General features: G+C 55.3%; 13 protein-coding genes and 1 pseudogene. 4 read left to right on the top strand and 10 right to left on the bottom strand.

Translation table 11 applies throughout. The features are described from left to right. Positions 1-33 precede the first annotated feature (33 nt). Positions 34-5,847 carry an Ig-like domain-containing protein gene (locus tag AC0L21_RS15755; RefSeq protein WP_473262747.1) on the bottom strand — a complete coding sequence of 1,938 codons (5,814 nt, stop codon included), beginning with the start codon at positions 5,845-5,847 and terminating at the stop codon, positions 34-36. A gap of 715 nt (positions 5,848-6,562) precedes the next feature. Here AC0L21_RS15755 and AC0L21_RS15750 point away from each other — a divergent pair. Beyond that, complete coding sequence (locus AC0L21_RS15750; RefSeq protein ID WP_473262746.1) at positions 6,563-7,522, top strand: glycosyltransferase; 960 nt, start codon at positions 6,563-6,565, stop codon at positions 7,520-7,522. Between the two features lie 39 nt (positions 7,523-7,561). Here the strand turns inward: AC0L21_RS15750 and AC0L21_RS15745 are convergent, their stop codons facing one another. The 3 genes from AC0L21_RS15745 to AC0L21_RS15735 all read right to left on the bottom strand — a co-directional run bounded on the left by AC0L21_RS15745 (position 7,562) and on the right by AC0L21_RS15735 (position 11,913). Then, positions 7,562-8,548, bottom strand: a complete 987-nt coding sequence (locus tag AC0L21_RS15745) for an O-antigen ligase family protein (protein ID WP_473262745.1) — start codon at positions 8,546-8,548, stop codon at positions 7,562-7,564. Positions 8,549-9,231: 683 nt separating this feature from the next. Continuing rightward, a complete protein-coding gene (locus tag AC0L21_RS15740) occupies positions 9,232-10,482 on the bottom strand; it encodes a glycosyltransferase family 4 protein (RefSeq protein ID WP_473262744.1) in 1,251 nt (416 codons plus the stop codon). Positions 10,483-10,500: 18 nt separating this feature from the next. Beyond that, the gene (locus tag AC0L21_RS15735; RefSeq protein WP_473262743.1) at positions 10,501-11,913 is read right to left on the bottom strand and encodes a nucleotide sugar dehydrogenase; all 1,413 of its coding nucleotides are present in this window, start codon (positions 11,911-11,913) and stop codon (positions 10,501-10,503) included. Between the two features lie 187 nt (positions 11,914-12,100). On the opposite strand from AC0L21_RS15735, the gene AC0L21_RS15730 reads away from it, so the two are divergent. Then, positions 12,101-12,973, top strand: coding sequence for a glycosyltransferase (locus AC0L21_RS15730; protein ID WP_473262742.1), 873 nt, complete (start codon positions 12,101-12,103; stop codon positions 12,971-12,973). Between the two features lie 83 nt (positions 12,974-13,056). Continuing rightward, complete coding sequence (locus AC0L21_RS15725) at positions 13,057-14,088, top strand: lipid II:glycine glycyltransferase FemX (protein ID WP_473262741.1); 1,032 nt, start codon at positions 13,057-13,059, stop codon at positions 14,086-14,088. A 48-nt stretch (positions 14,089-14,136) separates the two neighbouring features. Here the strand turns inward: AC0L21_RS15725 and AC0L21_RS15720 are convergent, their stop codons facing one another. The 5 genes from AC0L21_RS15720 to AC0L21_RS15700 all read right to left on the bottom strand — a co-directional run bounded on the left by AC0L21_RS15720 (position 14,137) and on the right by AC0L21_RS15700 (position 19,392). After that, positions 14,137-14,826 carry a polysaccharide deacetylase family protein gene (locus AC0L21_RS15720; protein WP_473262880.1) on the bottom strand — a complete coding sequence of 230 codons (690 nt, stop codon included), beginning with the start codon at positions 14,824-14,826 and terminating at the stop codon, positions 14,137-14,139. Positions 14,827-15,374: 548 nt separating this feature from the next. Then, on the bottom strand, positions 15,375-16,517 hold the full coding sequence (locus AC0L21_RS15715) for an acyltransferase family protein (protein ID WP_473262740.1): 1,143 nt from the start codon (positions 16,515-16,517) through the stop codon (positions 15,375-15,377). Between the two features lie 109 nt (positions 16,518-16,626). Next, complete coding sequence (locus tag AC0L21_RS15710; RefSeq protein WP_473262739.1) at positions 16,627-17,280, bottom strand: PIG-L deacetylase family protein; 654 nt, start codon at positions 17,278-17,280, stop codon at positions 16,627-16,629. Next, positions 17,277-18,074 (bottom strand): sugar phosphate nucleotidyltransferase, encoded by a 798-nt coding sequence (locus tag AC0L21_RS15705; RefSeq protein WP_473262738.1) that lies wholly within the window; start codon positions 18,072-18,074, stop codon positions 17,277-17,279. The genes AC0L21_RS15710 and AC0L21_RS15705 overlap by 4 nt, the downstream gene beginning before the upstream one ends. A 4-nt stretch (positions 18,075-18,078) precedes the next feature. Continuing rightward, entirely contained in the window at positions 18,079-19,392 is a 1,314-nt protein-coding gene (locus tag AC0L21_RS15700; RefSeq protein ID WP_473262737.1) for a methyltransferase domain-containing protein, read from the bottom strand. 389 nt (positions 19,393-19,781) lie between these two features. Between AC0L21_RS15700 and AC0L21_RS15695 the strand changes: the two are divergent. Continuing rightward, positions 19,782-20,534: pseudogene (locus AC0L21_RS15695) on the top strand (IS5 family transposase). Positions 20,535-20,805: 271 nt separating this feature from the next. Here AC0L21_RS15695 and AC0L21_RS15690 read toward each other — a convergent pair. Continuing rightward, positions 20,806-21,858, bottom strand: coding sequence for an NAD-dependent epimerase/dehydratase family protein (locus AC0L21_RS15690; protein ID WP_473262736.1), 1,053 nt, complete (start codon positions 21,856-21,858; stop codon positions 20,806-20,808). Between the last annotated feature and the right edge of the window lie 340 nt (positions 21,859-22,198).

Here is a 22,198-nt window from a genome sequence, read left to right as displayed (position 1 = left end):
AAATGGCTGCTTGAAGGCCGACAAGACTTTTCCTTAAGCGAAATGGAAATCGCGCGTGTCCAAGGCGCTCAACTTGGTATTTTTCAGCAGAAGGGTGTCATTTCCGGCAGCGATCACCACATCCGTACCACTCTGGGTTGCGTGAGCAAGCACGCTCGCAAAGCTGTCAAATACGGTCTTGCTGAATTCAATGACGTCATGGCTTTTCCCGATTGCGTCAAAGTCCTTGATGACATCGTTTCCAAAGTTCGCCGCGAACACGAAGGTGTCCTGACCACCCCGACCAACGAGCAAATCATCCCCAGCGGTGCCAGTCAGCTTTTCGCTTCGAGTCGATCCGAGAATGATCGCCCCGGAGCTGTTTTCGATGACTTGCCCTGACTGATCGATCTCTTGGGCGGTTATCTTGTGTATGGAGTCTGAGAGGACTTTGGTTGAAAGGCTCCACGAACCATCCGAACCAACGGTGGTCGAACCGAGCGAATTCGAGCCATCGTAGAGCTTGATAGTTGTGCCAGCGTCCGCGGTTCCTTTGAATTTGCTATTTTGCCAACCCTGCGAATAACCATTGAAGGTCATGTCGGCCGGATCGTTTGCTCCGATGACCGGATCAAGCGGAAGCGAATGTGCACTGGTGTTGCCCGCAGCATCGGTCGCCGTTGCCTCGAGGTCATGACTTCCGACCGAGAGCGAGGCCGTCGTCACTGTCCAAGAGCCATCCGATTGAGTCGTACCGGTACCAACCAGATTGTTTCCATCGTAGATCTTGATCACCGAATTGGCTTCTGCCGTTCCGGTCACCGTGACCTGATCGCCGTTGACGATGGTGTCGCCCGTCTCAATTGGTGCGGCCGGCGCAGCAGTATCGATCTTAACCGCCATAGCCGCTGACGTTGAGCTGGTGTTGCCAGCCACGTCGGTCGCGCTTGCTGCGAAGTTGTGCGTGCCATCCGAGAGGGTGGAGGCCGTGTAAGTCCACCCCCCACTTGCGTTTGCAGTCACGGATGCAATTTCCGTGCCTCCATCAAATACCTTTACCTGAGCGTTCGCTTCAGCGGTGCCCGATAAGGTGAGGACATTGGCGTTTGTAATGCCATCACCTACCGCGCCACTGTCGTTCGAAAACGATGCAATCTTCGGGGCATTCGGAGCGGCCGTGTCAACGGTAACGCTTAACGTCGTAGACGAACCACTCGATTGCCCAGCTGCATTGGTTGCGGTCGCAGTCAGGAGGTGAACCGCATCCGACAGAACGGATGTGATGTAGTCCCAGGAGCCTGTGGAATCGGCCGTTACCAGGCCAATTTGATTTCCGCCGTCAAAGATCTTTACGGTGCTTCCCGCCGTCGCCATGCCCGACAGGGTCAACGCATTGTCGTTGGTGATGTGGTCGCCAACCACCCCGCTGTCCGTCGAGTACGTGGCAATGGTCGGGGTCGACGGAACGCCGGCAATGGTGACACCGACCGCCGATGACGCCGCACCGGTGTTGCCGGCCACATCTGTCGCGGTGGCCGTGAAGCTGTGGCTGCCGGAAGACAGTGCCGCCGTGGTATAAGTCCAGGCTCCGCTGCTATCCGCCTTGACGGTCGCGAGCTTGCTCGCCCCGTCGAACACCGCCACCGTGCTGTTGGCTTCCGCCGTACCGGTCAGAACCTCGACATGCGTGCTCGCAAGCGTAGCCGCGGACGTCGACGCCACGATCGTCGGGGCGGTCGGCGCAACCGTGTCAACCGTCACCACCAAAGCCGTCGATGCACCGCTCGTCCCACCGGACGTGGTTGCCGTTGCCGTCAGCGAATGGCTGGTGTTGGACAACGCCGAGGTGGTAGCCGTCCAAGCTCCGTTAGCGTCCGCGGTGGAAGTGCCCACCTGCGTCGTTCCGTCGAACACCTTGATCGCACTGCCGGCTGCCGCCGTGCCCGTCAACGTGAGCGTATTGTCGTTGGTGATGTGGTCGCCAACCACCCCGCTGTCCGTCGAGAACGAGGCAATGGTCGGGGCGCCAGGCGCTGTCGATCCGGAGCCTGGATTGATCTGGAGACCCGAGAAAGTCTTCAAAGCTCCGGAAACGTTCGGCGTGTCGCCCAACGCATTCACGATCGTTGAACCACCTGATACGTTGACCTGGGTAATGGCCAACGAAGAGACGGCTTTATCGCCGGCTCCGACAGTGTAGGTGAATGTGAGCGAGCTGGTACCGGAACCTCCGGCATATTTCGCCACGCCACCATCATTCAGCGTCAGGGTCGGAGTACCCGAGACCCTCATTGCCTGGTCGAAGGTAACGGTAAAAGTGACGGTATCCCCGACCAACTCCGTTCCCGTTCCAGGGGACGCGACGACACTCTTGACATCAGTTGTCGCGAATGTTCCCGCCGTAGGAGCGGTGGGCTTCCCGGTGAGCAGGTTGACGTTGTTCACGATGGTCAGATTTGAGCCCTGAACCTCATTTGCGAGGTCGCCAAATCCGGTCGGCGTCAGGGAGCCCGTAGGGTCCAGATAGTTGTTACTTACAACGACTCCGTTGAGGACATTACCGGAATCCTGGAAGAGGCCGATATTGAGCGAGACTGAATCTTGTCCGGTCGCAATGACAATGTTGTTTGCCAGGGTCGTGTTGGTGATCGATCCTCCAAGCTGAGCGTGAAGCGAGAGCCCCTCGTTTCCTTCAACTCCCTGCGGTTGAAAGATCGTATTGTAGGCGATCATTGCATTGGTGACGACGCCACCGGCAAATTGCACGGCATCGGGATGAGCCCCTGGCGTGTAACCCAGGCCCGTGAACACGTTGTATTGAATCGTGGGCGTGCCGCCCCCCAGATCGATGCCATCTGCTGGCATGTCGTGGATATAATTGTATTTGGCGATGAAGGTGCCGGTGCCCTCATAGTCAATCGCAGAACCCATACCGGTTCCTGCCGGTGGCGGTTGCACCGACGGAATGTTGGCCCGATTACCGTCGAAGTTGCAGTTCACCACTGTGAGATTCCCCACATTGGTGTCGTTCGCGGAAACGGCCACGGGCATATCCGTGCCCATCGAGAAATTGCAATTCGCAATCGTTGTCGTTCCCGTCGTTCCCGACTGGATGACGACACCCCAACCGCCATGCAACGAGAAATCGAACCCACTCAACGTGACATTGTTGCCGTGGACGAGCAGGACGTGATTGACCGAATCGATCGTGACGCCGGTTGGAAGATTTCCAGCAACGGTTGGGTCCTTCAACGACATCCCTGCGGGAACACCGACCGCGTAGTCCACGCCAGCAACCTGCCAGGGCGGCCGCACAGCGTAGCCATCAAACAAATGGGGGAGTTGAGGAGTACCAGCTGGCGCGTTCGCTGCACCATCTGCATATCCCGATCCAGGAGTAGAAACTGGCGGATCAATGGTGACACCGACCGCCGATGACGCCGCACCGGTATTGCCGGCCACATCTGTCGCGGTGGCCGTGAAGCTGTGGCCGCCGGAAGACAGTGCCGCCGTGGTATAAGTCCAGGCTCCGCTGCTATCCGCCTTGACGGTCGCGAGCTTGCTCGCCCCGTCGAACACCGCCACCGTGCTGTTGGCTTCCGCCGTACCGGTCAGAACCTCGACATGCGTGCTCGCAAGCGTAGCCGCGGACGTCGACGCCACGATCGTCGGGGCGGTCGGCGCAACCGTGTCAACCGTCACCACCAAAGCCGTCGATGCACCGCTCGTCCCACCGGACGTGGTTGCCGTTGCCGTCAGCGAATGGCTGGTGTTGGACAACGCCGAGGTGGTAGCCGTCCAAGCTCCGTTAGCGTCCGCGGTGGAAGTGCCCACCTGCGTCGTTCCGTCGAACACCTTGATCGCACTGCCGGCTGCCGCCGTGCCCGTCAACGTGAGCGTATTGTCATTGGTGATGTGGTCGCCAACCACCCCGCTGTCCGTCGAGAACGAGGCAATGGTCGGGGCCGACGGAACGCCGGCAATGGTGACACCGACCGCCGATGACGCCGCACCGGTATTGCCGGCCACATCTGTCGCGGTGGCCGTGAAGCTGTGGCCGCCGGAAGACAGTGCCGCCGTGGTATAAGTCCAGGCTCCGCTGCTATCCGCCTTGACGGTCGCGAGCTTGCTCGCCCCGTCGAACACCGCCACCGTGCTGTTGGCTTCCGCCGTACCGGTCAGAACCTCGACATGCGTGCTCGCAAGCGTAGCCGCGGATGTCGACGCCACGATCGTCGGGGCGGTCGGCGCAACCGTGTCAACCGTCACCACCAGGGGAGCCGATGTCTCGGCAGTGGTCACCGTAGCAGTGAGCTGTGCCGTCTTCGTAGTGCCGGATGTAGAGACCAGGTCCCCTTGACTGTTGGATTGCGAAAGCGAAGCGCCCGAAGTGGTCACGTTGCCACTATAGCTCTGCGCCGTCTCCGCCGAGCCGGTCACGTATCCGTACTCGTGGTTGCCGAAGACATTGTTTACGACAGTGCAGCCTGAGGTGTCGCCTTCAAAATAAACCGTGTAGCCGCCGCCGGTAAGCAGGTTGTCGCTGATCGTAATGTTCGTGGTCGTGCCACCCGACACACCGCTTTTTGCAACCGTAATGCAGGCGTTGATGCCGTAAGCGTCGAGAGAGATGTTGTTATGGTCAATGACATTGTTCGTAAGACCGAGATTGGTTGGTATCTGAATTCCGTCGATGTGCGGATCGGTCTGCGTGTTGTAGGGAATGAAGTCATGCAGGTAGTTGTTTTGAACGAGGCACCCGCTGCCTTCCAGCCAGATGCCGTTCTCAACGCCGCTGATATTACAGCGCAACACCTGAACATTATCGGCTTCAATATCGATGCCGTTGGGCCACGAAATGGGCAACGCACCCTTGTTAAAGCCGACAACGGTACAATCCTTGACCGTCACGCCAGGCGCATTGATGATGATGTACTGGGCCTGGCAATTCTCAATGGTGACATTGGCATCATTGATCACCAGCGTGCCGTTGACGTTGAGCCCGCTGATCACCTGGCCTTTGCTGCTCGAGGTGTAATCGCCTTTAACCGTCGTCAGCGTCATGCCGGCGGGCACACCGGTCGACGTTCCATCCGGAAACCCGGTTGTGGGCGTCGAGCTCCCCGCATCGACGGTGGCGGTAAAGCTATGCGATCCGTTGGACAGCGCGGCGGTCGTGTAGGTCCAAGCGCCAGCGGAAGTCGCCGTTGTCGTCCCGAGCAAAGTTGAGCCGTCGTATAGTTTTACCGTGCTGTTGGCATCAGCCGTACCCGTCAGCGTGAGGGTCTTGTCGTTGGTGGTCTTGTCGCCAACGACACCGGTGTCCGTCGAAAACGACGCGATCGTCGGAACGATTGGCGGATCGACCAGCGCCGTACCGCCCTGGCCATCACTCGACACGGTGAAGTTGGCCAACGAGTAGTTGCCATCAAGCGCGATGTTGGCGCTATGGACTCCGTCGCTGACCGTCACCGTACCGGGTGAGTTGTTGCCCGAATAGCTGACGCTCGCATTTGAACCAGCGTTGATGTCAGCAAGATCGATGACATCCCCGATGGCCAGCTGTCCCGATATATGTCCGTGAAAGGTCGAAGAGTCGTCAATCTTCAGAGTGCCAGTTGGGCCCGCGAACGAGATCGTACCCGAAAACGGGTTAGCGAGCTCGACCGTTCCGCCATCTGGAATCACCAATGTCTGACTGTCGCTTGCTATTGAAGCCCCCGCCACGCCGGCGACGTGCGAAAGGTGCCCCCAAGCGCTAACTGGCATGCCTTCGGTAGCTGCATCAGTGAATGAGAACACGTCTGCCAGTGCGCGCGAAGCAGAATCGTCGTGATGCGACCAAGGAGATTTTGTCTTACGAGTCACGTCCACCCTCTGGGTTATCAAGCTGCGATGAAGGCATCACAAGAGCGCCGATCTGTCCCCAGCGCTGATGATTTGCCGCACTCTAACTGCGATACTGCCTCTGATGTCCTTGGTATCGGGGTCTTTTTTAAGACGATTTTTGGGCCGTCATCGAGATCTATTTCAGCCACGATAGGATTATTTCGACGCGAAGACCGGCGTTTAAATCATTTAATTCGTGCTTCGCGAAAAGTCATGTCGCAATTGTTGGCGTCGGGTCTTAAGAACGCTTAATGGGATTCGATCCACTTTTATTCGCACGCCGATCGCGCCGATCTAACACTGCGCCAAGCTAGAAAAGGGTTAAGATCGATGAAATGGCAACCTAGGGTCCGTACGGGATCATCGGGCCATGGTCGTTTGTGCGAAGGAAAAAGTTTTGCCGCCAGAGTTTTCGAAGGAGATCGACATGCGTCACGATCGCGGCTCAGCTGTTCTGCCTGCGATTTAATTGCCCGCACGCCTCTCTCGAACGCGCACCTCGGCGAGTGACGACCGCAAACGAATCAAGGAGCAGGCTCTGATCTAGACATTAAATACATTTAATTCTGCTATAAAGATATTTAAATAACAATTCTTTGTTTTCGGCCTAAGGCATTCTTTTACCGAGTGGACTGGCGGCGCCATCAGTAAATTGGGCCTACCGACGAACGACAAGATTATCCAGGAGGGCGCGGTGCAGAGTTTGGATACTTCCCCGGGGTCCGCGGAGCCAGTCGGTCTTTCGATCATCATCGTAACCTTTAATAGTGCCGCCGTGCTTCCTGCGCTGCTTGACTCAATTCCTGTGGGGCTCGAAGGCATCATGCATTTTGAGACCATCATCGTTGATAACGATTCACATGACGATAGCGTCGATATCGCGCGTGCGCATCCAACCCCGCCCAGAATCGTCCAATTGGGCCGAAATGCCGGTTATGCTGCTGCCGTCAATGCAGGGGCGGCGGTGGCGAGTAAGGACGCTCACCTGCTCATACTCAACCCTGATGTCCGTCTTCATCCCGGCGTGGCGAAGCTGCTTGTCGATCGACTAGCCGATCCATTTGTCGGCATTTCGGTGCCCAGAAACCTGGACGCAGCCGGCGAGACGTCCTGGTCGATACGCCGAGAGCCCTCCAATCTGACAGCTTGGGCAGACGCCATATTGGGGGGCACTTGGGCCGCTCGCATTGGTATCGGCGAGATGGTCGGCGAATCCGCCAGCTATGAACGTGAGAGTGTTATCGACTGGGCTACCGGATGCATCCTCGCGGTCTCAGCCCGGGCGCGAGGGATCGTTGGCGACTGGGATGAGTCCTTCTTTCTATATATGGAAGAGGTCGACTACATGCGAAGAGTGCGCGAGTGCGGATTTTCGGTGGTTTACCTTCCGGAGGCCGAAGCGCTGCACATCGGCGGTGAATACCGCGAAAACGCACGGCTCTACGGGTTGCTATCGGCCAATCGAATTCGGTATCACCGCAGGCATCACGGTGTGATATCGACAGCAGCGTTTAGATTGAGCATCATTTTGGGAGAAGGACTGCGCGCCTTGCGCGGGCCGCCAGGTCACAAGGCCGCCGTCCAAGCAGCACTCCGGCCGTCGAAGTGGCCGGCAGAGTACCAGCCATCGCCCACGGCTCGGCCGGTGGCTTAGTCAATCCTGTTGGGGAGCGCCGTCCACTGAGGTTTAGTCTTACTCGGCTGACTCGCGCAGCGAGGCCCGAATGCCAAGGCAGAGTCCCCAGAACGTCAGCATATAATTCCAGAAATGGACTGTTATGCCAGTAAACATGAGCATAAGCAGCACCAGCGTAAACCCGCGCCGCATTTGATCCATGTGAAAATCGGCAACCGACATCGCGTTTGACCGCCTGGGGGCGATTGCCGCAACGTTCGTCCAAAAGAATAAGATCACCATCGGGAGGCCAAATCGCAGCGTGTAGACCAGCCAAATTGAATCGACCGTCCCATCGAGAATCCAGTTGCCGACCATTTGGTAGCCGAATCCGACGATCGGGGATTGAGCGATGTACATGAAGGCTACATCCCAGATCATAATGCGATAGAAGCCGGTTTGCGGGTCCAGCGTCAAATGGGAGAGGATCCAGCTCAACGGGTGCTCCAGGATGACAGATGCGGCTGACGTAAAGGCGCCAATGATCATCCAAAGCACGAGCCATCGCCACCAGTAGTTCTTCAGCAACTGGTTGTACGTGAAGACCGCAATGATAATTACGAAAGTCATCAACGCTGCCGACGAAAGGGCCAGGAGGCATCCAAGGAAGCTGAGGCCGGCCCATCCACTCCTGCGGAGCGCGCTCGTCTCCGAGAAGAGGAATATGGCGCCGGTCAAGGCACAAAATATTCCGAAAAGGATCGGGTGTGGAAAGGTAGAAGCCGCTCGCACCCAGCCGTTTCTTAGTTCTCCGTGATACTCGTTTCCTCCAAAAATGGCGGTGACAACGTCATGGGTAATCAGCCGACCAGCAATGCTGTCAGCAATCGCAAAGGCAATCGCAATAGTCGCAAAGATTTTTAGAACGCGAACGAATGTATCAAGCGCGGGGCGCCCGAAGAAGTATGCCCGCGCGATCAGGTAACCACCGATAAAGTCCAGGGCGTCCCCCCCGGCGGTTGGTATTGCGCCTGCCCCGCTCGAGCTGACGCTGGCGACAATCATCCAAGCGACTGTCGCGACAGCAAGTCCATCGCACAATATGAACGAACGCCCCCTCCGGAACAGCGCAACTACAGCCGGAACGATTAGCAACACGGCAGCGAGCCGTCCCGGAGTGAACCTGGCACCCGCTCCGAGGGATAGCTCTACCTCCTGAGGAATGATAACCCCTGCCAAGGCAAGCAAAGCAACGAAAAGGTTGGCGCGACCGGTTGGAAGCCTAGTGGTGTGTGCAAAGGCCTTCCGAGGTCCCCTGTTGAGCACCAGCCGACGGCTCGGAATATGAACACCAGTTGCGCCTACGCGGTGCGTCACTGCACTCTCTCCGAAACGCGGCTCAGGCGGAGACCGTTAATCATTGTAAACTCACTTCGACAAGCAAGCCATCATGATGATAGCGTCGGCTCACGCTCGCCTTCGACACATGCTCCGGCGCCGTAACAAGCATTTTAGGCAGCACATGCGATTTGGAAAACTAGCTTATTGCTTGGCGACCTTCAAATTCGACAAATTGACTTAATGCTCTTCGTTCGGTCGTATTCAGATAGAGCCACTGAGTCCGTGCATGAGGCGGGACCTTGTGGCCCGTCTCAAGGCAACGAAACTCCATTCACCACCCGTCCAGAATCCTCCGGATCTGGACTACGCCTTAGTCGGATTCGTCGAAAGAAGACGCCGCGGCCACGCTACGCACGTGATCGTAGTTTGTGTCGTTCTTTAAACACGGCGTCATAGGCTGCAATCAACTTCGGTTCTTCGTGCTCCCAAGACAGTTCGTCGCGCACACGTTGGCGCCCAAAAACTCCCATCTCCCGACGTCTCTCCGGAGCGTCGATGAGCTCAAGGATCTTCTCGCCGAAGTCGATCGTATTGGTGTTCTGGGCATAGAGAGATGCCGATTGAGCCGACACCCGTCCCTCAGCTAAATCAAACTGCACGATAGGCTTGCCCAATGCCATATATTCCATGATCTTGTTCATTGTTGACATATCGTTCATCGCATTGGGACGATCTGGGTTCACACAAACATCCGCCGTTGATAGAACCTTGAACAGAGTGGTGTCGTCCACCCTTCCCGTAAACGTCACGAATGGCGAAAGATCCATTCGGGCACAGTCATGTCGCAGTGTCTCCAAGTTCGGTCCTGCGCCCATGACGACGAACTGGATGTCGGATCGTTGCCGCGAGCCAGTGATGTGCTTGATCGCCTCAAGCAGGAGATCAATCCCTTCCTGTTCACCGATGACACCAACATAAGCAACCAGATGCGATCGACCGTTGCGCCACGACTCATCGGGAGGCACTTCACGCACCCGAGCAAGGTTCGGTCCCGAGCGAACGACAAACACGCGGTCAGGGTCCATTCGACCTCGTTGAACGGCTACGCGAGCATAGGAAAGGTTAGTGGCAATAGAAATGTCGGCGACCCTAAAGGTAACTCGTTCAAGAAGGACGAGAATTTTCCACAAAACGCCCCGATGCCCGAATTTCGCCTCGTAGAGCTCGGGGTTCAGATCGTGATGATCAAAGACGAATTTTTTCCCGAAGACATATTTGTAGAAGCCGCCAACCAAGAAGATTAGATCCGGCGGATTGCAGGCGTGGATTGCATCGAACCCTCTCCCAAAGAATACCTTGAGCGAGTAAGCGAACTCCCAGAACAACGCGCTGCTGTATTCGGCGACGTAGGCCAACTTGCCCTTGGCCTGAATAGGCAACGGATGACGGTGCACATCGATACCGTCGATCGTCTCGAATGGTGCTTCAGCGAACGGCCCGCGTGGACATATCACCGAAACTTGGTAGCCCGCTCTGCGCAGAGACTGAGCTTCCGCCCAGACTCTGCGATCGAACGGCACCGGAAGATTTTCGACGATGATAAGAATTCTCCGTTGCCGGATACTCCGCGCAGCGTCTACAACTGATGCCATCGCCATGACTGTCGCGTCAGTGAGTTACCAGCAAATTCCGCGATAGTTTATCCCAGTTTGCCGATCCGGCCGAATGCGGACGAGATCGATGATGATTTTCTCATGATCAATCTGAGGCAATGAAATCTTCTGGAATTCATGACGATTGCCAATAACGAGAACCTCAGCGAAATCGACGAGGTCGCTCATTGATTCGCGAAGCAGGCAACTGATGTGCGGGAGACGACGCGCCACATGCTCTCTGTTCCCACCTGTAAGGCGTGATAGACGAATATTCGAATCATAAATGGCCAGCTCGTAGCCCCGTCCAATTAAGCGCTCGGCGAGCTCCAACATAGGGCTGTAGCGCAGATCGTCCGTATCCGGCTTAAAGCTCAAGCCTACCAAACCGATCCGCCGCTTTTCCGTCGCTGCGACAAGACGATAGGCGCTACGAATCTGGTTCTCGTTCGCTTGTAGAATCGCATCCAAGAACGGCGTCTCAACGTCAGCCATCCTGCCCGCATAGCGCAACGCGCTCAGATCCTTTGGCAGGCAGGACCCCCCAAATGCAAATCCGGGCGTCAGATACGCGGGAGAGATGTTCAGCTTCGTATCGCTCACCACCGCATTCATCACCTCGTGGCTATCAACGCCCATCACTTTACAAAGCAATCCCATTTCGTTCGCAAAGCTTATCTTGGTCGCATGCCACGCATTATTAGCATACTTGACCGCCTCAGCGGCGCGGATTGACATGACTTGGGGTGTTCGCGAGAACTTCGCGTGAATCTTAGTCAGACGTGCGAGAGTCACCGGATCATCATCAATCACGCCGAAGACGATAGCGCCCGGATCGTCGTAGTCAGCGATGGCCGTTCCTTCCCGCAAAAATTCAGGATAGTAAGCGATCCCAAATCCCTCACCTGCCCGCTTGCCTGAAGCATGCTCCAGTATCGGAATAATCAACTTATCCATCGTGCCGGGCAGCATTGTCGAGCGCATCACGACGGAGTGGAAATTCGTGCAGCGTGCGATGCTTTCTCCGATTTCCTGCGCTACGCGACAAACGAACGAAGTCTCGATAGAGCCATTTTCCTGCGATGGAGTACCAACGCAGATCATAGAGATGTCCGTTGATGAGACAGCCTTCGAAGACTCGGTCGTCGCTCTCAATCGACCGGCGCTAACGCCTGCGAGGACATTTTCGTTGAGCCTCGGCTCGACGATCGGCGACAAGCCCTGTTTGAGCGTTTCAACCTTGTCCTGATTCACATCGACAGCGGTTACCTCATGCCCGTCCCGAGCCAGGCAAGCTGCGGAAACTGTCCCAACATAGCCGATTCCGAAAACGCTAATCTTGAACGAGCCGGCTTCGTCCGAGCGAACTTCATATAATGAGGAAGCGTCTTTGCTGTCCGGCGAAGGGTTAACCGAGCTATAAACTAAGCTTTCCACTTTTAGTGCCTCCACACATCAAGCACACCCAGGAACGGCATTCATATTTAAATTACTATTGCATTTTTAAATTGACGTCCTATTTAAATCAACTAATAAGGTACGCTCATATCTAACGCAAGCGATATTTGAATTAAACCATGCAACAGGAACAGGTTGGAGCGACCCGCTCGGGCGTGAGACGGTTATGATTTCAATCGTCGTTCCGGCGCATAATGAGGCTTCAGTGATTGCCCGGACCTTGGGCACCTGGGTCAACAAACCGAGCGCTGACGGAATGCAGATCGTCGTTGTTTGCAACGGCTGCACGGATGATACCTGCGAAATCGCCCAGAGGAGTGCTCCCGGGGCGCGCGTCATCGAGACCGACATCGCGAGCAAGTCCCACGCACTGAACCTCGGCGACCAGATATCTGGTTCGTTTCCACGGATCTACGTCGATGCCGATATCGTCATTACAGTTGATGCAATCGAGGCCTTGGCACGCCGCCTCGCGCAAGGAACAACCGTGTTGGCGGTAGCACCGACGCCGGAAATCAGCTTGGAGGACTGTTCGTGGCTCGTCCGCCTGTATTATGAGGTTCGATCCCGACTGCCGTCCGCTCGAGAGGGCATCGGCGGATCCGGTGTTTACGCTCTATCGGAGCAAGGCCGTAAGCGCTTCAACCAATTTCCGGACGTTATAGCGGACGACATCTTTGTCCGCCTCCAATTCGCGCCTGACGAGCGGGAAACCTTGCCGGCCGTGAAATCGACGGTATTTCCTCCGCGCACGATCACACAGTTGCTCCGCGTAAGAACTCGGGCATATGCCGGTACATTTCAAATCGACCGTGAATTTCCGGAACTCCGAATAAATAAAGCGAGCGCCAATCATCGAACCTTAATTGGGCTGCTCCCAAGACTTCAATTGTGGCCTGGTTTGCTAATCTATTCCGGAGTTAATATTATTGCCCGATTCAGAGCCAGATATCGTCGCGGCACCAAAGCTCCCAACTGGGAGCGAGATGGTACCTCTCGCCTCGCGCAACCGGGGTCCCGCCGCCAAATGAATCAATAACAAAGTGTTCTCCCCGCCGCGCGGCTCCAGCTATAAGTTCAACGCAACTCCGAGCGGCCTCGTGCTCGCCAACTGAGCGGACAATGACCATAACCGTTAAGCGCCTGACAGAAGATACTTGGGATTCATTTACTCCCCTGTTTCGCGATACGTCTTATCGCCAGGTTGGTAGCTATGCCGCAGCCGCCGCTCGAAGGGTCGGCGCGGAATCTGAGCTTAACGGATTATTCGAGAACCAGACACTAATCGGCCTGGCGGACGTTCGCGTCAAGAAAATCCCGATGACGTCGCTTGGGATAGGCTATTTGAGCCATGCCCCCGTAATTAGCCGCGACGGAATCTTCTCTGCCGAGACGTTTGCTCATTGCGTCGAGGCACTGCGCAAAGAATACGTAGAACGTCGCAAGCTACTCTTACGCGTCGTTCCCACGCTCCTCGGCGGAAACTTTCAGGAGTTTCAGATTGAGGCGTTGGAAGCTCTTGGATTTCGGCAACTCGTTCACCATAAGCCACGACAAACCTTCTTACTTGATCTCACGCAGCCCCTCACTTCTTTACGTAGGAGCGCCGATCACCACTGGCGCCGCAACTTGTCAAAAGCGGAGAAGGCGGACGTCAGGATAACTCGCTCGTTCGACCCGAACGACTTTGACCTGTTCGAGCGCCTTTTCATCGATCTCACCAAGCAGAAGAATTTCAAAGCGAACCAGGATGTCTCCTTCTTTAAAAAGGTACAGTCGAGCATCCCTGCGGGGCAGAAGCTCGTCCTGCACCTCGCGTGGCATGGACAAGAGCTCGTTGCCGGACATCTCGGAAGCTTCTTGGGCGACACAGCCATTTACTTGCTTGGAGCAGCCAACACCGAAGGGCGCGACTTGCGTGCTTCATACCTTTTGCACTGGACGGTCATCGAATATGCCAGAGCTGCCGGCAATACCTACTATGACCTTGGCGGCATTGATCAAGAGCATAATCCCGGCGTGTTTCGCTTCAAACAGGGCTTGAACGGCCGCGCTGTTACAGACGTCGGCCCCTATGAATGTCCGCCTGACAATATCAGGCGGGGTATTCTTCACTTCTTCGAAAAGGCGCGTCATGCGGCGAAGGGTTATTAGCGTCTTTCTGCACAAGGCGTACAGCAGTGCGAATAACCTGCGGCTGACTTAACCCTGGTGTCCATAGGATGGTCGCCGAACCTGGCGCGCACGGCGCCAGTCGCGCATCCGATATTTCAACGATGAAACCAGAGGAATCCAAGCATAGGCACCGTGAAACTTCAGGAAGAATTCCAGAGGCCAATCAAATGGATCGGCCTTCACGCGGCCCCTGACAAAGCAAGAGGCTGTCGGATCGACCGAATCCGGTACTACGCTGAAGACGAAATTGTAGCCAGCCGCTTTGCACAATTCCACAGTGGAGGCGTCGTGATCTCCGTACGGGAAGGCCAGCAGGCGAATCTCCTGCGCAGTCAACTCCTCAAGCATCACACGCGAACCCTCAATCTCTTCCTGTGCGGCAATTGCATCTATCCTGGAGAGATGAGGGTGAGTGCTTGTGTGGGAACCAAGTGCGACAAGCGGGGACGGTAACGCAATGATTTGCTCTGCCGACATCACCGTTTCATCTGCATCAAGACTGTCGTATTCGATGGACCATTTGGGCGGATGTCCTAGCGAGCCAGCGGGAACGAAAATCGTAGCATGAAATCCCCGCGAGAGTAGTTCGGGCAGCGCATTCTCAGCTACGCTCACGTAAGCATCGTCAAACGTTATCGCTACATTTTGCCTGCCATCGGGTAAGCTACCGCGATGCGAGGCGGGTACCACTTGTGCCCAACGTCGAATTAAATCCATCTGCCTAGCGAAATTTGACCGGTATGCCGGCGGAACGCCATGATAGTATAGGATAATGAGATCACGGCTCGCGGAGCGCCGCATAAGTTTCAGCCCCAGCCGTGCGAGGCTGATTGTCAGATAGTAAACGGAGCTGATTGCAAGCTTCGCAACCCGCTTAACGTTTGCCTGAGCGGAAGTCTTTCCCACTGGAAGTCACTCACTTCGCCGCCGAAAGCACGTTTATGTCCATCGAGCACATAAGCCATTACAGCGCCACACGTGACGGCACACGACATTTTGCCCCAGCCAAGGTCTCGCCGTCACAGCGCTACCGTTGCGGGTATTTCTGCATAAGTCATTTAACATTTTGACTCCATACCAATTGCCGACGGGATTCAAGTGACGCGGCAATTGGGCGCACATAGTTGGACGGTTAATCTACACGACGGAACGAGAAGGGTGCTCATGCTGGACCAGCGAGTTCCGAAAACTGTTTTCTTATTCGGGGTGAGTGAACGACAATAGGTCAGCAGCTCGCTCAATCGCAAAAGGGCGACCTTTCCGCTTCACTCTTCAACATTCCCAAGTTTCGGCGAAGTTGCAGGTCGACCCGCTGTGCGCGCCTTGAGCGGAAGGATTGCTTTAAGAAGGCTGCGAATCAAGTTCGCCGCTGCATTCTTCTGAGCTAGGGCCGGACCTTCAATATATGTCCAGGACGCATAAGAGAGTATGAGAGTAACAGCCAGCACGACGGCTGCGCCGATCAGCCAAGTATGCATGTTAGGAAACATGAGACTGAACGCCAGCAAGACCGGCGCGTGAATCAGATAAACGCCATACGAGAGATCGTGCCTGAGAGGCATCTTTCCAGGCAAGGCCGAAAGGCCAAGGTACATCATCAAGTACGGCAAACAGATCGGCATAGCGGCTCGTCCTGCGCCAAGCGGTAATGCGAAAGCAAGGACTCCAAGGGCAGCGCACGCCGTGGCTAAGGAGAAGGGGATGCGCTCGCGGAACAAATACAACAGGACCCCGTTCCCGAAGAAGACAAACAAGCTCAGAAAAGTCCCCAGCCGCCCGAAATTGCCATTGTGCTCGGATCCATTACCGATAGCCACATAGACGGCGTATGAGGTGCACCACAGCGCCAGAACGAAATATCGGCGGCTCAACAAGCCTACCGCACACAGCAGCCCAAGGAGGATGTAACAAAGCACTTCGAAATGGAGTGTCCAAAGGGCACCATTGACGACTGCTGGCCTTCCATCGAGGGTGTCTACGCCCGGCAGATGGTTCACCATCAAGGTCAGAATGTTCTTGGCGTAAAGATAGGTCTTGGGATCGCTGAAGTAAGCCCACCGCGAATAATTCGTCAGGCACGGACCAAGCAGGAGTACCGTCAACACAACATTGACGATGAGGCCGGGAAATATCCGGGCGCACCGATTGACTCCATAATTCACGACGTTTGCGGTGTGGACCAATCCGGGAGTGACGAGGAAGCCGCTGATGGCGAAAAAGATGACGACGGCCAGACGGCCAAAATCCATATACCCCGCGCTAAAGTACAAAAGCGGGTCATCACGAACGTCGGAATACTGCAATCCGCGTGAATGATGCAGCAGTACAATAGTGGCCGCCACCAGTCGTACATGATCAAAGCCAGGGCCTCGAAAAGAGACTTGAACCAATCTATCATGGACAGTCACGACGGACCTCATTCTAACGAAGTCGCCGAAAATTTGCTGCAGCGAGCAACCAACGGCAGTCACCTAGGAGTGAGACAGTAAGACTGGCTTGGCGAACGTCGTCAAACCATCACATCAAGGAAAGCTTGCGAGCAATGAAAGCTTCGGCGTAGCGCTCGGGCGCCCGACATTCCATTCCCCTCAGCCGAGCTAAGCCACGAAAGGTCTCGGAATCGAACCATTGCTTGGAACGTTGGCTACCAAAGTGAGAGATCAGCAGGTCAATTTTCCGCTGAAGCGCAGACGACGTGACCGGCATGTAAGTGTTAGTTCTAGCCATATCTCCGTCCCACTTCGGAATTTCATACTCGAGAATAAGATGATCTCGGAAGGTGTTCCAGGCCAGACGAGAGACTTCCCGATGGTCTTGATGGGCGTCGCCGCCCCGGTGGGTGAAGATCAAATCAGGGTCGACTCGCTCCTTCAATGCCTCGAACCAGAGCTTAATCTGCTCGCCCTGCTCCGGAAAGAAGCCATCCCTGAAAGGCATCACCTCGACTTCGCGGCTCGAGGCCGCCGCCAAGAAATCATTGGCCGACGCCCTCGCTTCGGCTTCGCGTACGCCGGCTCCGCTAAGAACACACCAATGAACATCAAGAAAGACGCCCTGCTCCAGCCAGCTCAAGAGCGTCGCCCCAACGCCAATTTCAATATCGTCCGAGTGCGCGCCCAAGCATAGCACTGACAAGTGATCGCCCGGCTCGACGATCCGAAGCCTTCTCACGAATTCACCGCAGAATTGATCCGATCATGCAAATGCCAAGGCGTGTCCCCGCGCTCAATCATTTCTTCGAGCACTTGCCTATCTCTCAGCGTGTCCATCGCCCGCCAAAAGCCTTCATATCGATAGGCCATCAGATCACCCCGTTCGATAAGGCGATTGAACGGCTGGACCACCAGTTCCTCACCTTCCTCGATGTAATTGAATATTTCCTTGCGAAAGATGAAGTAACCGCCATTGATCCATATGGCCGACTCCTGACTCGCGCGCATTTGCTGCACGGTCCCTTTTTCGTCAAACTCAGCAAGGTGGAATGTGATTGGAGGATGTATGGCTATGAAGCAACCAATCTTGCCGCTCTTCTTGAAGCGATCGATCATTTCGGGGAGTGGGGCGTCGGTCAGACCGTCACTGTAGTTAGCAAGGAAGATTTCCTCGTCCTGAACGAATTCTCGTACGGCCAGCAAGCGCTGACCGATGTTTCGCCATATACCGGTATCAACGAGCGAAACACGCCAATCCGGCGGCCGCTCGCCGAGCAGTTCGACTTTCTTGCCAAACTGCGAAATCACGCAATCGCTGTTAGCCGCTTGCGTGTAGTTCAGGAAATATTCCTTTACGACATTCGCTTTGTGACCCAAGCAAAGGACAAAGTCGCGATGACCATATTGGCTGTAATATTGCATGACATGCCAAAGGATCGGCTGGTGGCCGATCGGTATCATCGGCTTAGGAACGGCTTCCGAATATTCGCGAATCCGCGTACCGAGGCCGCCACAGAAAAGAACAACCTTCATGGCTTTAATTCCCAAAATCGCGCGGATCTATCACTTCAACTCTGGGAATGGGCACAATCATCTTCCCCCCCCACGAGCCAACGTGTCGCATCTGCCCAACGATTTCCTTTTTTAGATTCCACGGCAGGATGAGGATGTAATCCGGCCGCGCTTCATCGATGGCAGAGACCGGAAGGATCGGAACGTGCATGCCGGGCGTGTAGCGACCGTGCTTGTAGGGGTTGCGGTCAACCGTGAAATCCAGAAAGTCGGTTCCAATTGCGCAGTAGTTGAGGAGGGTATTGCCTTTACCGGGCGCACCATATCCACAAATCATCGCACCCTTTTCCTTGCAATCGATCAGGAATGACAGCAGCTGTCGCTTGGTACGGTGAACGTTGGAAGCAAATCTGGAGTAGCTTCCGATGTCTTCAAATCCAGCCTTACGCTCGTGATCTAACAGATCGCCGACTCGCGGAGACGTGGCGTGCGCGCTCTCTTGATGGCAAAGATAGACGCGTAAAGACCCTCCATGGGTTACGAGCTGTTCGACATCGAACACACGCAGATTGTGCCTGCGTGCTAGACGATCGGCGGTGACGAGCGAGAAATACGAGAAATGCTCGTGGTAAATCGTGTCGAACTGGTTTTCCTCGATTAGTCGTTCCAAGTGCGGGAATTCGAGTGTGACCACTCCGTTCGGCGCCAGCAGAAAGGCCATTCCGGCCACGAAATCATTGAGATCCGGCACCTGCGCCAGAACATTATTGCCAATAATTAGATCAGCCGCCTTACCTTGCGCGACAAGACGCTTTGCTAGATCGAGTCCGAAAAACTCAACCAGGGTGGGTACATTCTTGCCTCGTGCAACCTCGGCCACGTTGGCGGCTGGCTCAATGCCCAAAACAGGAATACCAAACGGCAAAAAGTGTTGAAGCATGTAGCCGTCGTTACTCGCCAGCTCGACGACATGGCTCTTCGATCCAAGATCAAAACGACCGACCATCGCCTCACAATACCGACGCGCGTGCTCGACCCACGAGGTGGCAAAGGACGAGAAGTAGGCATATTCAGTGAAGATATGTGACGGCTTTACATATTCCTGCAATTGAACCAGGAAGCATCGATCACAGACTAGGACATGCAACGGGAAGTACGGCTCCATCTGGTCGAGCTGCTCGGAGGGCAAGAAGCTCTCGCATAGTGGCGACATTCCTAGATCGATGAACGTCGCGGTGAGCTTGGCACCGCATAGACGGCAGCATTTCCTTTTGGATAAGCTGGCCGCCGAGGTACCTGTGTTATTCAACACCCCAGCTGTCTGATCCGCAGTAAGCATCTTTGACTGATCCCGCCCAAAAATTGATGCAACCAACGATAAGGAAACACGCATTCTAAAATTATATTTAAGATATTTTACTTTGAATATTATTTTCCCGCAATAGGATTAATTTTGGACGGCCAATTAATCACAGGGATGCCGCTCGCGCGGGATCAACGGCGCCTTGGACCGCATCAAGAGCACTGAGCGGCTACTGCATGAAGTTCATTCGACCAAACTCGATGTGGCTTTGCTTCACCCAGCGCATGACCGGTGCGGGCTCCTTTTGCCCGATCCTTCGCCGTTGCCGGGCAGACTGTCTGCTGGCTCATTGTGCCTGAAACGTGGACTAAGGTCTGTTTGGATTCAGGATCCTCATCCTCGCTTGGCTGTGATTCAAGCTTGGGATGGACCGATTCGTATTGACTGAGGCCGAATGGGCGAAGATGGAGCCGCTTTGTCTTGGCAAGTCGGGCGATCCCGGTCGGAGCGGCAAGAACAACCGGCTGTTCGTCGAAGCCGTGCTGTGGATTGCCCGCACCGGCAGTCCGTGGCGCGATCTGCCGCGCGCCTTCGGCAACTGGATAACCGCGTACACGCGCTTTCGCGACTGGGCGAAGGCGGGCGTCTGGAAACGCATGTTTGATGCGGTCTCAGGCGAGTCGGACATGGAGTACGTTATGGTCGATGCCACCATCGTCAAGGTTCACCGCCACGGACAGGGGGCAAAAGGGGGACGCAAAGCCAGGCCATCGGCCGCTCCAAAGGCGGAATGACCACCAAAATCCTGGCACTGACCGACGCGCTCGGCAATCTCGTGCGCTTCATACTGCTGCCCGGACAGCGCTTTGACACGGTGGGCGTCCCGCCGTTGATCGAAGGGCTGACCTTCGATTTGCTGATCGCAGACAAGGCGTTCGACAGCAACACCATCATCGCCGAACTGGACGCACGCGGCGCCAGGGTTGTCATCTCTCAGCACCCGCTGACGCGCAAAGCCTCTCGCCATCGACAAGGAAATTTACAAATGGCGACATCTGATCGAAAACTTCTTCCGCAAGCTCAAAGAATTCAAGCGGATCGCCATGCGAGCCGACAAAACTGACATCAGCTTTGAAGCAATGATCAATCTCACCGCAGCCGTGATAAACTCAAGATGATCCAAACAGACCTTAGTTCAGATCCTTGTCCGAAATCTCCGAGATGGGAGCCTGAAGGCCCGATCATCGAAGCTTACGCCTCGCGCGCCTGCTCAGTTTGGTGCGTCGAGCGCACAGAACGGACGAATCTTGGTGATGTCTTGCGATGGCACGCAGCGTCCCCGGACGCCGCAGCCGGCACTGCAAATCCGAAGGATTTCCATGGCAAAGACATACGGTCTTTGCCAGGACGTTCCGTGACGAGCTATTCAGGAGAGAAACCGAAGCTTCGTCATGATGCCGCCTGAAGTCGGGGCCGCGAATGGCGCAACTGAGCATCCAAGATGCCTTCCGCCAGCAACTTGTTGATGTGTGCAATTCGTTGATACCTTGGCCCCTCGAATTCCTCCAGGGTCAAGCTCGACTTTCGATAAGCGCCGTAGAGTTGCTCTGCTCCTTTTCGAGCGTCCCACTGAGGCTTGAATTCCGGCAGTCTTGTGCGAATCTTCTCGAAGCTTACACGGTACGATCGCTTGTCGGGACCGGCATCGTCCGCAAATTCGACCGTGCAGTTCGGCACCACACTGGCAACGATTTCCGCCAGGTCGCGAATGCGATAGTTATGAACGGTCTGGCCGACATTAAACGCCTCATTGAATACCTGCTCCTGCGGCGCTTCAAGCGCAGCAATAAAAGCTCGGGAGATATCCTCGATGTGAACGATGGGACGCCACGGGGTTCCGTCCGACTTCAAATGAATCTTGCCAGTGGTAAAGGCCCACGCAACAAGATTGTTTAGCACAATATCGAAGCGGTGCCGCGGAGAAACACCATAAGCCGTCGCCGGCCTTAGATAGACCGGACAAAAGTTGTCGTCGGCCAACCCTGAAATATCGCGCTCTGACATCACTTTCGATTCGCCATAGGCCGTTACAGGGTTGAGCGCACCCGTTTCATCAATCATCTCTTCCCCGGCCTGGCCATAGTTGCTGCAGGAAGAAGCAAGCACAAACCTACTGACGCCGGCCTGCTTGGCCAACTCAGCGATGCGCACGCTCGCTCGATGATTGATTTCATCGGTGATGCCTGGCTTCAAATTGCCGAGCGGATCGTTCGAGAGCGCCGCCAAATGGAGAACCGCATCGAAGCCGGCGAAGTCTGACACTTCAACGTCTCGGACATCTTTGCGAATAGATGCGATTTCGCCTATTTCACCGCCCGAAGCAAATGTGCAGCGGGAGTACAGGTCGCTATCAAGACCTATTACCCTGTGACCCGCACCGACTAGCATCGGCGCCAAAATCGTACCAATATAACCGAGGTGTCCAGTCAAAAGAACGCGCACAAGTTTTCTCCCGTTCAATCAAACCAACAAATTCGTGCCGATGGCGTAGGGCGATCAGCTTTGATGGTTGCGTTAGTTCAACTGCCAAGGCGAACGCACTTTGAACGCCCTATTGGGCACAATCGCGTAGGAAACCGATATTCAATTCAATGCCGTTTCCTTATCCATCGGAATCTTATTAAATGCAATAATTAAAAAATTACTTTCATTGAGCTTCTTCAAAATTGTCGGCCAATATCGCCTATTGACGGGAACCCTTGTTAGATCCGCCCTCGCCCTGAGCCAAATGAACTCGATCGGCAACCCGACTCGATCATTTATAATTAATCGATATTTAATT

This window comes from Bradyrhizobium sp. WSM4873 (assembly GCF_055811355.1).
The sequence above is the reverse complement of the archived record's forward strand: the minus strand, read 5'-3'. Positions and strand labels throughout refer to the sequence as shown.

Coding starts and splice junctions, on each gene's coding strand:
- AC0L21_RS15745 (WP_473262745.1), bottom strand. CDS start 8,548: ATGATTGTCGCCAGCGTCAGCTCGAGCGGGGCAGGCGCAATACCAACC.
- AC0L21_RS15725 (WP_473262741.1), top strand. CDS start 13,057: ATGACCATAACCGTTAAGCGCCTGACAGAAGATACTTGGGATTCATTT.
- AC0L21_RS15700 (WP_473262737.1), bottom strand. CDS start 19,392: ATGCTTACTGCGGATCAGACAGCTGGGGTGTTGAATAACACAGGTACC.
- AC0L21_RS15720 (WP_473262880.1), bottom strand. CDS start 14,826: ATGGATTTAATTCGACGTTGGGCACAAGTGGTACCCGCCTCGCATCGC.
- AC0L21_RS15740 (WP_473262744.1), bottom strand. CDS start 10,482: ATGGCGATGGCATCAGTTGTAGACGCTGCGCGGAGTATCCGGCAACGG.
- AC0L21_RS15730 (WP_473262742.1), top strand. CDS start 12,101: ATGATTTCAATCGTCGTTCCGGCGCATAATGAGGCTTCAGTGATTGCC.
- AC0L21_RS15705 (WP_473262738.1), bottom strand. CDS start 18,074: ATGAAGGTTGTTCTTTTCTGTGGCGGCCTCGGTACGCGGATTCGCGAA.